At 60.0% G+C, this 13484-nt stretch carries 10 protein-coding genes; 5 read left to right on the top strand and 5 right to left on the bottom strand.

The window, feature by feature from the left end:
* The first annotated feature begins 2 nt into the window (after positions 1 to 2).
* Positions 3 to 1934: a ParB/RepB/Spo0J family partition protein gene (locus tag FHS02_RS12230; protein ID WP_175424653.1), complete on the top strand. Its 1932-nt coding sequence runs from the start codon at positions 3 to 5 to the stop codon at positions 1932 to 1934.
* Between the two features lie 140 nt (positions 1935 to 2074).
* On the opposite strand, the gene FHS02_RS12225 is transcribed toward FHS02_RS12230, so the two are convergent.
* Together FHS02_RS12225 and FHS02_RS12220 are read right to left on the bottom strand one after the other, a co-directional pair.
* Positions 2075 to 2800: a P-loop NTPase family protein gene (locus FHS02_RS12225; RefSeq protein ID WP_137311996.1), complete on the bottom strand. Its 726-nt coding sequence runs from the start codon at positions 2798 to 2800 to the stop codon at positions 2075 to 2077.
* A gap of 274 nt (positions 2801 to 3074) precedes the next feature.
* Positions 3075 to 3383 carry a hypothetical protein gene (locus FHS02_RS12220; RefSeq protein WP_137311997.1) on the bottom strand — a complete coding sequence of 103 codons (309 nt, stop codon included), beginning with the start codon at positions 3381 to 3383 and terminating at the stop codon, positions 3075 to 3077.
* A gap of 1563 nt (positions 3384 to 4946) precedes the next feature.
* On the opposite strand from FHS02_RS12220, the gene FHS02_RS12215 reads away from it, so the two are divergent.
* Positions 4947 to 6563, top strand: coding sequence for a family 43 glycosylhydrolase (locus FHS02_RS12215; RefSeq protein ID WP_137311998.1), 1617 nt, complete (start codon positions 4947 to 4949; stop codon positions 6561 to 6563).
* 267 nt (positions 6564 to 6830) lie between these two features.
* Here FHS02_RS12215 and FHS02_RS12210 read toward each other — a convergent pair whose 3' ends face one another.
* The 3 genes from FHS02_RS12210 to FHS02_RS12200 form a co-directional block, all read right to left on the bottom strand.
* On the bottom strand, positions 6831 to 7886 hold the full coding sequence (locus FHS02_RS12210) for an alpha/beta hydrolase (RefSeq protein ID WP_137311999.1): 1056 nt from the start codon (positions 7884 to 7886) through the stop codon (positions 6831 to 6833).
* Between the two features lie 295 nt (positions 7887 to 8181).
* The gene (locus FHS02_RS12205) at positions 8182 to 8967 is read right to left on the bottom strand and encodes a carboxymuconolactone decarboxylase family protein (protein WP_137312000.1); all 786 of its coding nucleotides are present in this window, start codon (positions 8965 to 8967) and stop codon (positions 8182 to 8184) included.
* A 164-nt stretch (positions 8968 to 9131) separates the two neighbouring features.
* Entirely contained in the window at positions 9132 to 10022 is an 891-nt protein-coding gene (locus FHS02_RS12200) for a LysR family transcriptional regulator (RefSeq protein WP_137312001.1), read from the bottom strand.
* 194 nt (positions 10023 to 10216) lie between these two features.
* Here FHS02_RS12200 and FHS02_RS12195 point away from each other — a divergent pair, with 194 nt between their 5' ends.
* The 3 genes from FHS02_RS12195 (at position 10217) to FHS02_RS12185 (ending at position 13480) form a co-directional block, all read left to right on the top strand.
* A complete protein-coding gene (locus FHS02_RS12195) occupies positions 10217 to 11374 on the top strand; it encodes an aldo/keto reductase (RefSeq protein ID WP_137312002.1) in 1158 nt (385 codons plus the stop codon).
* Between the two features lie 66 nt (positions 11375 to 11440).
* Positions 11441 to 12046, top strand: coding sequence for a flavodoxin (locus tag FHS02_RS12190; protein WP_137312003.1), 606 nt, complete (start codon positions 11441 to 11443; stop codon positions 12044 to 12046).
* Positions 12047 to 12325: 279 nt separating this feature from the next.
* Positions 12326 to 13480, top strand: a complete 1155-nt coding sequence (locus tag FHS02_RS12185; protein WP_137312004.1) for an aldo/keto reductase — start codon at positions 12326 to 12328, stop codon at positions 13478 to 13480.
* Positions 13481 to 13484 lie beyond the last annotated feature (4 nt).

Genomic DNA, 13484 nt, shown 5'->3' with positions numbered 1-13484 from the left:
TCATGGCCGCAGTACTGAATATGCCTGAAAGTGTTGTGTCACCCATCCCGATGCAGGACAACGCGCTGGCGTTGCGTCATGCCACCATGGCGCGAGCCATGCATGCGCAACTGGCGCGCAGCCGCTACAACGTGCGCCGCAAGCGTACGCCGCTGGCCGAACTGAAAGCACTGATCCGCTCGCAGGGGCTGCTGCAGAACCTCGTCGGCTTCTGGCAAATCGTCGATGGCGTGCCGACGGGCCGGATCGAGATCGTCGCCGGTGAACGGCGCATGGACAGTATCGGTGAACTGATCGCCGAGGGCGAACTGCCGTCGGATTACGAAATCATCGTGCTGATCGTGTCGGAACAGGAAGCCATCGGCATCAGCCTTGCGGAGAACATGGGCCGCGAGCCGATGCACCCGGCGGACGTGTTCGATGCAATGTTCGCGCTGGCGAGCGCCGGACGCGATGCCGACGAACTGGCGCTGGCGTTCGGCACTGATACCGCAGCAGTACGGCGCTGGCTGCGGCTGGCACGGGTGGCGCCGACACTGCTGGACCTGTACCGCAAGGATCAGGCGAACTACGAGCAAATGGCTGCGCTGGCCGTCAGTGAGGATCAGGACGCACAGGTGCGGGCATGGGAAGGCTTGCCGCCGCATGAACGCTCGGCATGGCGTCTTAATAACCTGCTGACCGTAGGCGAGATCAATGTGCGCACCGACCGGGTGGCGCGCTTTGTCGGCATCGCGGCACTGGAGCAAGCGGGCGCGGTCATCCGCAAGGATTTGTTCAGCGAGCAGGGCGATGGCTATTTAACCGATGCGGCCTTGCTGGAAGATCTGGCGGTGGCACGGCTGGAGCGACTGGCGCAGCGCGTGCGCAGGGAAGGGCATGCATGGGTGGCCGTGGTGCTGCGCGCCGATCATGCCTTTGTGGCCGGGTATGGACGGGCACCCCTGCGCGACATCGAACCCGACGATGCGCAGAAGGCACAACTCGCGGCAATCGACGCTGAACGCGAAAGGGTGCTGGCGACAACCTCGGACCCATTGACCGATAAGCAGCACGCGGCGCGTGAACGCCAGTTGCGCAGTCTGCGCGAGCGCAGGCAGGCGATCGAGCGCGCGCTGGTGGTGCCGGAAGAGGCCTTCCATGCCGTTGCTGGCGCACTGGTGACCATCGACAGCGATGGCAGGCCGGTTATTCACCGGCACCTGATCCGACCGCAGGACAAGGTGCCGGCGCAGCCAGCAAAGGCGCAGCGCGGTGAGCGTCCAGCGCACCCGGAACGGCTCGTCCGACACCTGACCGCGCACCGGACCATGGCGCTGGCGGCGACCGTGCTGCAGCAGCCGCATGTCGCGCTGGCGCTGGCGGTGCAAGCCCTGTGGCGCAATCTGTATGGCCGGGGAAGCGGCGTGGCAAAGATCCAGATGGTGCCGTTTGCCTGCCCGTCCGATGTGGCGGAGGGCCCGGCCGCGCGCACAATGGCGGCGCGCGAGCAGGGGTTCAACCCACAAACCCTGCCGACGGGCCTGCCACTGGCATGGTTCGCCAGCCTCACACAGGAGCTGCTGCTGGAGATGCTGGCCTTGGCCGTGGCCCGGTCTATTGACGCGGTACAGTCAGGGGAGGGGGCGCACGCGGGATTCGACGAAGTGGCCAACGAAGTAGGACTCGACATGCGGCAATGGTGGCAGCCAACGGCGGACGGCTACTTCGCCTATCTGACCAAGGCGCGGCTGGTCGAACTGGTGTCGACGACTGTGTCGAAAGAGGCCGCCGTACCGCTGGAAGGGACTACCAAGGAGGTGGCAGCGCAGCTTGCGCAGCAAGTGTTCGCGGGGACGGGTTGGTTGCCAGCATTGCTGCGCAGCCGGGAGGAAGCAGCGGTGCATGAGGTGAGCGACGTGGGCGAGGCGGAAGAGAGCGCCGACGAAATGTGATGGCTTGATGCGTGAGTGGAACGGGGCGGGCATTCTATGGCGAATGCTCGCCCCGATGCATTAGGGCGCGCTCATCGTCGCGTTGGCGCAATGGCAGACGCACAGGCTAGGGTTGCACGCAACATCCCACCGGCAGCCTGTCACAAGTCAACGGCGGCCATCTGGGCAAAGATGGCATCGCGGGTCATCGTCAGGCGCTGGCGCGGCATAATGCCAAACTGCTCGCTGTCCAGGGCCTCGGCGAAAGTCAGCTTGCGTTGCAACATCAGTTCCAGATCCTTGCCGAATGTATCGTTGTTGCCCTTTTCCAGTCGGATAATGCCCTTGATACGGTCGGCGTTCTGCGCGTACAGTGCCGAATCCGTAAACCCATAGCCGCCGCGTTCCACCGGTCCGAAGTATTCGTTGATCCATACGACGACCGGGGCCCGATGCGCCGCCAGGATACCTTCCAGGCCCTTGCGTGTATCGTCGAACGCCTGCCCACCCGTCAGCACAGAGTGCAGCAGGACTTGGCGCCCGGCGTTCTGCAAGACGTCCAGTACACCGCTTTCGACCAGGTAGGCCATCAATGGCACAAACGTCGAGGCGCCATTGTCGATGACGGCAGCCCGGTCGTTTTCCAGCAAGGCGGTGACCAGTTCATCGAAGGCGCGACCGTTGATATTGTTGTCGGCGCCAAGGATATTAATCTGGCGCGCGCCGAGGGCAGTGTACTGGCTGAACGTGTCGTTCACCGGGTCTGTGTCAAAGCAGCGCATCGGCACATCGTAATGCAGCAGATACTGCGCCAGCAGAGAGGAGACGAACGATTTACCAACGCCTCCGCGTCCCTGCATGGTCAGGTGAATGGTCGTGTTGGTCATGGCAAGTCCTTTCGAAAGGGTGTGAGGAGAGCGGCATGAAGAAGCAGGCAGGCTTGCGAAGTAAACTCGGCCGAGCGTAATATCGCCGTGTGCAAGACCTGATACGCCGGTCACGCGACAGACAGCGGGCCAGCGTTGCAGCGACGTTGTCGCCGGGGAGGTGATGCGGGTTGCACCAGCATTAACTGTAGCGTCTGCTTTGCCAACGCTTTTGCGCGGGATCACGTAATGGCGGCACGTGAAGAGAGCTTCCGGCTTACCAACGTGTTAGCCGTTACCACGGCGTCTCGGGTTTGCCGGGTTTCCATTCGAATTTGGGCAGGCCAGGGCGCTTGGTTTGCTCGGGACTTGTAGAGTTGACCGGCTTACGGGCAGACCGCTTAATCTGATCCTGTCTGCCACATCGGTGCAAGAAACGATGGACTTCGCCTGACTTGGCGGTGACGCCTTGCTCCGCCAGAAAACGGCAGATCGTCATCAGCGAGGCGCCTGTCTGGCGTAATTCAATGATCTCGGCCTGCCACTCACCCAATTTGCCTGGACGAACAGGTTGCCGCGCGAGGAATTCGGAAACAGCACTCATTTCGGTATCTCCTTCCGGCACCATCTTATCGCCGGTCGCTTTGCAGCTTTTGTGGTCGGACAATAGGAAAACGAATCTCTCGTTCACAAAACGATGCCTGAGTGCGTCGCATGGATGCGTTAAACAGGTGCGGCCTGAGATCTGCTGACAGGTACAACGAGCAAGACTTGCGCCAACTCAAGAGTCACTGACCGGCTACTGCCAGGGTACTGACGGATTGCTGTCGTCGTGCTGACGGGGGGCTGATCGAATCGCTGTCGATTACTGTCGTTTCTGCTGCTGCCTCACTGTCGTTTCCGCTGTCAGGTTTTCTTCAGCGCACCGAAAACGGTGCCGATGAGCATGAAATTGCCAAGAGGCATTGCACTATGGCATGCGCGGGGAGGCCCCGCGGCCCCGAGGGCGGTCTCACACACCACGCAACCTGCGGTTGCGCAGTTGCGCCTTCAGGCGCTCTTTGCGTCCGTCATACACTACCCACTCCAATAGGAAGAGCGCATACAACGTCTGTTTTGACTAGCCGAAGCTTCGACATGCAGGACTCGTGAATCTAAACGATTCGATAGGACAAGCGAACACAGCTATAACATTTCTTTGGCAATTTTTCAAAAAGTCACATTTGGATACCGCTTCTGGAGGGGCATGCCCCAATAGTTTCCAAAATTCACTAGGAAGGTAATCTCCGATTTCCAGTGTTCCCTATGAGGATCGAATTCAGAGCCAGACGATCGGCCTTCAAGTTCCTAAAAATTAGCCTAATACCGTCAACCTGAAGCAATCGCGACTCTTTTTTATCCGGATTGGACTGTAATTATTATAGGTTATCGGAAGTCCTCTGGACTTCTGTTCGCGAAATTGAGAGGGGCTGGATATTAACTGCGAATATTTTTGAAAGAATTCTGTGCGTTTTTGACTGGTGTCTCGCGTTTGTAAAAGATTTAATACTTAGCGCGACGCGAGAGAAATCGTTCCCAATAGTTAATAGTCGGTGCAGTCCTTGCATTATTCGATAACCCTAATTCTCTTTCAAGCGTTTTTGGTGGTTTTCAGCATGGAACTCGCGTAGAAAGCGCTGGTGTTCCGGCACGCGGATTCCGTACTCACTCTTCGCAACTGCACGACGCCGTGCCAGCGATCGCTATCCAAAGTACTCCATAACAGCCCAGGGGCGGGAATGGCGGCCAATGCTCGAGAAATGTGCTGAATGAAAGCTCACTATACAACCCGGCACGTCAGCTAACGAGTCAGTGAGTGTGTCAAGCTGGAGCTCTCCTTAGACTTTGATGGAAGCGGGTGGGCCCGAAAACACAGAAGGAAAAAATTGAGTCGCTAAACTGCTGGGAATGCGCGTGGCTGGGCATAAACAGTGTAACAATCGTTGGAGTAAATCTCGAAGGGCTCTCAGAGCGGAAACCAGTCATGCTATGTCGACTCGAGCTTGGTTGTGACCTCGCTGCCTGTGCGAGCTAAAAACATTCACCACTTTACGGCATTGCATGTTGCTCATGAAATCGTTTTCAGTTATTGTCCCGTAGCTCAACGATAAGACTCCGGAGGCAGCACGTGACGAACCAATCCCGCCGCAACGTTTTCAAGACAATTCTTGCCAGCACTGCGGCTTTGCCTGCTGCGCGGGCCCTTGGCCAGCCTGCTGCTAGCTCGAGCGGTGAGCCAACCGCCATGCAATGGGCTCGCGGTATTGAAGACCAGCGTAAGGCTGATCTAGGCAACGGGACGTACATCAACCCAATCATTGCCGGCGACCACCCAGATCCCACGATCCTGAAGGACGGCAGCGATTACTACATGACGTTCTCGTCGTTCTATTCCTATCCCGGCATTGTGATCTGGCATTCGACCGACCTGGTGAATTGGCGCCCTGTCGGCCCGGCGCTGAAAAAGCCGTTGGGCACGATCTGGGCGCTTGACCTGTGCAAGCACGATGGCCGCTACTTCATCTACATCCCCGCCGCGCCGGACGGCAACACGTGGTCGATCTACGCGATCTGGGCCGACCGCATCGAAGGCCCGTGGAGCGATCCGGTCGACCTGAAGATCGCCGGCTGCATCGACCCCGGCCACGTCGTGGGCGAGGATGGCAAGCGCTACCTGTTCGTCAACGGCATCCGCAAGATCCGCCTGACCGACGATGGCCTGGCAACTGATGGAAAACTGGAAGACGCCTATAAGCCGTGGCGCTATCCGGAAGACTGGGTGGTCGAGAACTTCGCCCCTGAGGGCCCGAAATTGCTGCGTCACGGCGATTGGTTTTACCTCGTCACCGCTGTGGGCGGCACGGCCGGCCCGGTCACCGGCCACATGGTGATTGCCGCGCGCTCGAAGTCGGTCCACGGCCCGTGGGCGCACTGCCCGCACAACCCGCTGGTGCGCACAACGAGCACGGCGGAACCGTGGTGGTCGCGTGGCCACGCTACGCTGGTAGAAGGCCCAGCGGGCGACTGGTGGATGGTGTACCACGGCTATGAGAACGGTTACCGCACGCTCGGGCGCCAGACGCTGCTGGAACCGATCGAGTGGACGGCGGACGGCTGGTTCCGCGCCAAGGGTGGCGACCTGTCGAAGCCGTTGCCGAAGCCGCGTGGAGGTAAGGCAGGGCAGAACAGCCAGCCCCTCTCCGACGATTTCACACGCGACCGGTTTGGCGTGCAATGGAGCTTCCACGACCCTGCGCCGGACGAAATGGCACGCGTCCAGTACTTGAAGCCCGGCCTGCGTATCCAGGCCAAGGGCAGGTCGCCGGCGGACAGCGCGCCGCTCACTTGCGGCGTTGGCGACCGCTCCTACCAGGCCGAAGTAACACTCGTTCTTGAGGGCGGTGCCGAAGCGGGACTGCTGCTTTTCTACAATCACAAGGCCTTTGTTGGCGTCGGCTTCACGCCCGACACCGTCAAGACCTGGGAGTATGCTGAGGAGCAGCAGTGGATGCGAGCACAGCGTGCCACGAAGAGCGTGCGGGTACGGCTGACCAACGTCGACAATGTGGTCACTTTTCATTACTCGTACGACGGTGGCAAGAACTGGCTGCTGCACGGGCTGCGCATGGAGGTCTCGGGTATCCACCACAACGTGTTTGGCGGCTTCCTCAGCCTGAAGGTAGGTATCTACTGCGCGGGCAACGGAGCGGTCACACTGCGCGATTTTCGTTATCGGGCGTTGTGAAAACGGCCGAGAAGATTTGGCGCCGGCCTATACTTTTGGCGCATTGGCGCTCGATGACGTAGCGTTCAGCGTCGTTGCGCTCATTGCGGCAGAACTGGTGCCCTGCTAGCTAGTTCCCGAACGCCTATAACGCGTTACGGCACGCTGCGCCTATAGGAAAAGCAGACTGATCGACATTGGGTTCCAGAGGTGTCTGCCGGTATCCTCGGCCAGTATGCCCGGCGACAGAAATGACCTATGCCGCCTGGCGGTCGTGGCGTGTTCGAATTACAGAGTGCGTGCGTAAAACGCCGTCAGCTTATTAATTGCAGCGTTGACATATTTCGGTACCCAGTAGGTTTCGATGTGTGTCGCGCCCTCGATCCTGAACAGTTCCTTGTCTTTCGTGCCGGTCGCCTTGGCGAATGCATCCTCGCTCATGTACAAGCTGTCGGCCTTTGTGCCCGCAATCATCAGTAGTGGCTGCTCGATCAGCTCGATCTGGCTTGTGGCATCGAAACGCATCAGGTCCAGCAGACTGCTCGTTGTGTACTTGAACGTCGAATTTGGGTGTGCATGCGTTTTCCAGTAGTACTCATAGCCCTGCCGGTAAAGGTCGAACGGCAGCTTGGCAATCTGCTCGTCCGTCAGATCTGCGTCCCCGGAATAAAGAACCTCTCCGCCTGCTGCCTCTTGTGCACGCGCGGCCGACGCCTGCTGCAGGCGTGACTGGATCGTCGCCAGTTGCGAGTCGGCATAGCCGTTGCGACGCACTCGTCCAGAATTGAACATGCTTACCGTGGCGATCGACTTGAATCGTTTGTCGGTTTGCGCCGCAGCCAGCGAGTATCCGCCACCGCCGCAAATGCCAAGCAAGCCCAGTCGTTTGACATCGACGCCAGCATATCCGCTAATAAAGTCCGCCATGCCATGGATATCCTCGATGCGGAAGGCTGGCTTGTCAGTGCTGCGTGGTTGTCCACCACTCGCACCCTGGTAAGCCGCATCCGCAGTAATCGTGATGTAACCCTGTTCGGCCAGTCGTTGCGCATATAGGCCGGCCACCTGTTCTTTTACGCCGCCGTTCGGGTGTGCCACCACTACAGTGGGATAGCTCATCTTCGGATCGTAGTTGTCCGGCGTGTAGACGTTGGCGACGATATCGAGCCCATTGAGCTTATAGGTGACCGGGTGAATATTGACCTTGCCCGGTTCGTTCTTCGTGATAGCGCCGTCGTATACCAGGGTGAACGGGTTTTTCTTGTAGTCCGCCGCGCCGGCTCCGTGTGTCGAGGTGCCGATCGCCGCTGCGAGCAGAGCAGCCTTTATCAATATCTGTTTCATCTACATGTTCCTCAAGATTGCAGAAGGCGCCGAGACGCCCAGTGCGTGCCCGTCCTTTCAACAAGGGAAATCGTACTGGAAAGCGTCTGTAGGATTAATCCCCGGATTCGGCATGCACTATTAAGCTGAAATTATGAGTAGCCAGGAACGCTCTTGGCGATGGACTGCGTTGAAAGTCGGTGGATGTTCATCTTGAAAAAGGGAGGCTGCGGCTGCAGCTTCTCCGAGGGGCAAGAGTCTGGCCTGCTTTTCGCTACAGGTGTCTGTCGTTGGGGCCACCTTGTGCCGGGCCTGTTCATTTTCCAGATGCGGCGGCACTTGCTTGTGCCAGTGCCGCCCTGGCGCGCTCGCCGGACTGTTGATCCACGTGCTCGCTTAGCACCTGGACGACTTCGCGCAACTGCGCAGTACTCAGGCCTACCCGCAGACTGGCACGCATGTGCGAACGCAACTGGGCTTCCACTCCCGGCATCGCGGCCAGTGCGCCCAGCGTCGCAAGTTCGCGGCTTTGCCAGTCGAGGTTGTCGCGTTCGAAGATGTCGCCGAACAGGTGTGATTGCAAATACTGATTGATAACGGGGGCGAATTCGAATACCGGGCTCGCGACAGGTCCGCCGGAGATGCGTTCCTGGTTGGCCTTGCCCGCCTTCTGCAGGGCTTCACCGGTGGCGATGGTGCGACTTGGTTCCCGGCCCGGTGCATCATGGATGCCACGCTGCTTGCGGCTTTCCAGCACTTTCATCAGTTCGCCCAGTGCGTTCAGGCTGCGCGGGAATCCAGCATAGGCGTAGAGCTGTACCAGGAGCTCCTTCGTCTCGCTGATGGTAAGGCCAGCGCTCAGGCCCCGATCCAAAGCTGCATTGAGCTTCGGCATATCGCTCGTGGCCATGAAAGCCGCAATCATGGGAATTGCCCGTTGTTTGGCGGTCATGGTTTCCGCCACGTCAGAGGCGCCAGGGTTAGGTGCTCCCGGCGCGCTTTGCCCGGCAGAGACGGGTGCGGGTGCCAATCCGACGCAGAGTGCGGTGATGGTGGTCAGTGCAAGAGTCTTGCAAAGCTTGTTGCGTGTCATGCTTGTCATGGGCAGCTCCGTAATACGGCAGGGTGGCTTGGCAGCAGCAGCTGCCACGGTCGCCACTACTGTACAGCGCAAAACGGCACTCGAGTAGTAGAGTGATCCGCAAGAAGCTATAAGCCGGGCTAATCAATGACGACGGCACTGCCGCAAGCGGGCAGGCGCATGCTTCAACGCTCGTAACGCAAGGCATCCACCAGCAGCGTGAAGGCGGGCGACGGCTGCCGTCGGCTTGGGTAATAGAGGTGATAGCCTGGGAAAACGTGGCACCAGTCGTCGAGAACCCGGACAAGCGCTCCCGCGTCGATGTGTTTTTGGACCACTTCCTCGAGAATGAATGCCAGGCCCATGCCGTCCAGGGCAGCTTTGAGCACCTGGGGGAAACCGCTGAAAATCAGTGTGCCTTCGACCCGTACGTTCAGTTCTTGCGAGCCTCGCTTGAAATCCCAAGGCAGCAATCCCCCATGGGTTGGCAAGCGGACATTGATGCAGTCATGCTCGGTGAGCTCCTGCGGGGCCGCAGGGATCGGGTGCCTGGCGAAATAGCTCGGCGCGCCCACGACCGCCATCCGCACATCCGGCCCGATACGCACCGCGATCATGTCCTTGGCAAGCGATTCGCCCAGGCGTACTCCTGCATCGAAACGCATCTCGACGATATCGACCATCCGGTAGTCAGTGCTGATCTCGACTTTGATGTCCGGGTAAGCGCGCAGCAGCTTCGTCAGCTTGGGCATCAGGATCGAGTCAGTAGCGTGCTCGGAAGCAGTAATGCGCAAGCTGCCCGCTGGCTTATCGCGCATATCGCTCAACGCTGCGAGAGCGCCCTCGATTCCCTCGAGGCGGGGGGCTATTTCGGCAAGCAGCCGATCGCCGGCATCTGTGGGGGCAACGCGCCGCGTCGTTCTGGTGAACAGGCGTACGCCCAGGCGCTCTTCCAGGCTGCGGATGGTTTGGCTCAGCGCCGATTGCGACACGCCGAGCTGGGCGGCGGCGCGCGTGAAACTGCCTTCACGGGCCACGATGACGAATGCAGCAAGGTCGTTAAGATTTGGCTTCACTGTTCATTAGTTTTTCTAATAAGGTCATGCTGATTATATAGACTTATCAACTGATGCTGTTGCCGGTACATTCATAGTCCAGGGCTCGTAACGCAATCCAGGAGGATTGCCGGACCCGAGTCACACCGAGGCATGACCGGCTCCCGTATGCGCGTCCACTCCGCAGTGACGTACTGCACACGAAAGGAAACAAAATGACAGTTAATGAAGAATCGAAATTGGCCCGGCGTGGGTTTCTTCTCGCAGCGGGAGTATTGGCGGCGGCACCACTCGCCGGCCAGGCAGCCATGCAGGCTGGACAGGGCGCGAAACGCGGCGAAATGTCAGTGCCGATTGGTCCGATAGGCCGACGCAAGCTCGGCAAGCTGGAAGTCTCGAGCATCGGCTTGGGCGTCCAGAATATGAGCCGTACCTACCAGACGACAGTGCCGAGCCGTCCCGAGATGTTCAACATCATTCGCACCGCCTACGATCGTGGGGTTACCTTCTTCGATGCTGCCGAGGCTTATGGCCCGCACGAGGTCGAGCGGATCCTTGGCGAAGGCGTAGCGCCCTTTCGAAACAAGGTGGTGATCACGTCGAAGTTCGGCTGGAACATCGATCTCGAAACGGGCAAGCGCCTGCCGGGGTTGAACAGCCGGCCGGCTCATATCAAGCTGGCAGTCGAGGGCATGCTGAAACGCCTGCGTACCGACCGCATCGACCTGCTCTACCAGCACCGGGTCGATCCTGCAGTGCCGATCGAGGACGTGGCCGGTGCGGTCGGTGACCTGATGAAGGAGGGCAAGGTACTACACTGGGGTCTGTCGGAAATGGGGCCGAACACGCTGCGCCGCGCGCATGCCACATTGCCGGTCGCTGCCGTGCAGAACGAGTACTCGATGCTGTGGCGTGGGCCCGAGGAGGGCATCATTGCGCTGTGCGAGGAACTCGGTATCGGGTTCGTGCCTTGGAGTCCGTTGGGCGTCGGCTTCCTGACCGGCGCCATCGATGCCGCCACGCGGTTTGCGCCAGGCGACATCCGTGGCGCGGAGTCGCGGTTCGCGCCGGAAAATCTCCCTGCTAATCTTGCGCTTGTGACCTTGCTGAAGACCTGGGCCACGCGCAAGAGAGTAACTCCTGCCCAAGTGGCGCTGGCATGGCTGCTGGCGAAAAAGCCGTGGATCGTGCCGATCCCCGGCACCACGCAGATGGCGCATATGCTGGAAAACATTGGCGCGGCCGGGGTGCGCTTTTCGTCCGCCGAATTCGCCGAGCTGAACGGGGCAGTAACGGCAATCGCGGTACGTGGCGCGCGGCTGCCCGACGTCGTGCTGGCGTTCTCCGGCGTCGAGGCGCCGCCGAAACCCTGAAATACGATATCCCGCCAGCCATCGGCCCCGCATAGCGCGCGCCCAATATTGCCATAGGAGGATTCCATGCATGAAGCGAATGGTATTTCGAGAAGACACGTGCTGCTGGCCCCACTGCTGGTGCCACTGGCAAATACCGTGTCCGCGGCAGACCCGAGCGGCAGGCTAGCAACGCCAGGAAAGATACTGGTAGCGTATTTTTCGCGTACAGGAAATACGCGCGTGGTTGCTGGTCAGATTCAACGTGCCCTCGGTGCAGACCTGTTTGAAATTCTTCCAGCCACGTCTTATCCGGAAGACTACGCCCAGACGGTCGAGCAGGCTCGTCGCGAGCGCGACAATAATGTCAGGCCGGCCCTGAAAAGCGGCGTGCCGCGCATCGCGGACTATCAAACGATTTATCTCGGCTTCCCAATCTGGGGCGAAACAGCACCGCCAGTCATTCGCTCGTTCCTCGCAAGCCATGATCTTGCTGAAAAAACGCTGATCCCGTTCATTACCCATGGTGGGTATGGCGTCGGCAGCAGCATGGACGTGCTTTCGGCGCACGCCCCGCGGGCCAGGCTGACAGACGCCGCGTTTGTCATGCAGGGCGAGCAGGAAAAGCAGACGCTCGAGCGGGTCAGCGGCTGGCTCGGCAAGATCGGTGCGGGCAAGGCGCGCGCAGGGTGAGCTCGACTGCGGCACGCCTGGAGCAATCCTTTCGAAAACGATGATGAATGCCCTCGACAGCCCACGGCCATGTTTCACATTTCATAAGTTTTGCTTATAAGATCATGCAGGTTACATAGGCTAATCACTTGGCACCATTGCCGGTAGAGTCGTAACCGCCGGCATCGCCAATCATTCATGGGGAACGCCACACTGCAGGGCAGCCAGATCCTTGAATCGGCACGCGCGAATTCCCGGCAATCCATCCCGCAGTGATGCTCTTCAACGAAAGGAAGTGACATGGCAGAAAAACCAGGATCGGAAATGGCCCGGCGCGGATTTCTTCTCGCAGCCGGGGCGCTGGCCGCGGCGCCACTCGCAAGCCAGGCCGCAGCGCAAGCTGGTGAGGTCGGCAAGGGTTTTGGTTTCGCAGGGGCCAGCCTGACGGGCCGCCGCAAGCTCGGCAAGCTGGAAGTCTCGAGCATTGGCCTCGGCGTGCAGAACATGAGCCGCACGTACCAGACGACGGTGCCAGGCCGTCCTGAGATGTTCAATATCATTCGCACCGCCTACGACCGTGGTGTCACGTTCTTCGACGCCGCCGAAGCTTATGGCCCGCACGAGGTCGAACGGATCCTGGGCGAAGGCGTGGCGCCTTTCCGGAACAAGGTCGTGATCACGTCGAAGTTCGGCTGGAACATCGACCCCGAAACCGGTCAGCACCTGGGAGGCCTTAACAGCCGCCCCGCACATATCAAGCTGGCGGTCGAAGGCATGTTGAAACGCCTGCGTACCGACCGCATCGACCTGCTCTACCAGCATAGGGTTGATCCCACGGTGCCGATCGAAGACGTGGCCGGTGCGGTCGGCGACCTGATGAAGGAAGGCAAGGTACTGCACTGGGGCTTGTCGGAAATGGGGCCGAACACGCTGCGCCGCGCGCATGCCACAGTGCCTGTCACCGCCGTGCAGAACGAGTACTCGATGCTGTGGCGCGGGCCGGAGGAGGGCATCATCGCGCTGTGTGAGGAACTTGGTATCGGATTCGTTCCGTGGAGCCCGCTGGGCGTGGGTTTCCTGGCCGGCGCCATCGATGTCGCCACACGATTTGCGCCAGGCGACATCCGTGGCGCCGAGTCCCGGTTTGCGCCGGAAAACCTGCCCGACAATCTTGCGCTGGTTACATTGCTCAGGGATTGGGCCACGCGCAAGCGAGCTACCCCTGCCCAGATTGCATTGGCATGGCTGCTGGCGCAAAAGCCGTGGATCGTGCCGATTCCCGGCACCACGCAAATGGCGCATATGCTGGAAAATATTGGCGCGTCGCGTGTCCGGTTTTCGCCGGACGACATCGCCGAATTGAACCAGGAGGTGGCGGCGATCGAGGTGCGTGGCGCGCGTCTGCCCGACGCCGTGCTGGCACTATCCGGGGTCGAGGCACCACCGAAGCCCTGAACAC

Source organism: Pseudoduganella umbonata (genome assembly GCF_014192225.1).
Taxonomy (GTDB): Bacteria; Pseudomonadota; Gammaproteobacteria; order Burkholderiales; family Burkholderiaceae_D; genus Rugamonas; species Rugamonas umbonata.
Note: the sequence above shows the minus strand (reverse complement) of the source record. Positions and strands in the feature narration are given on the sequence as shown.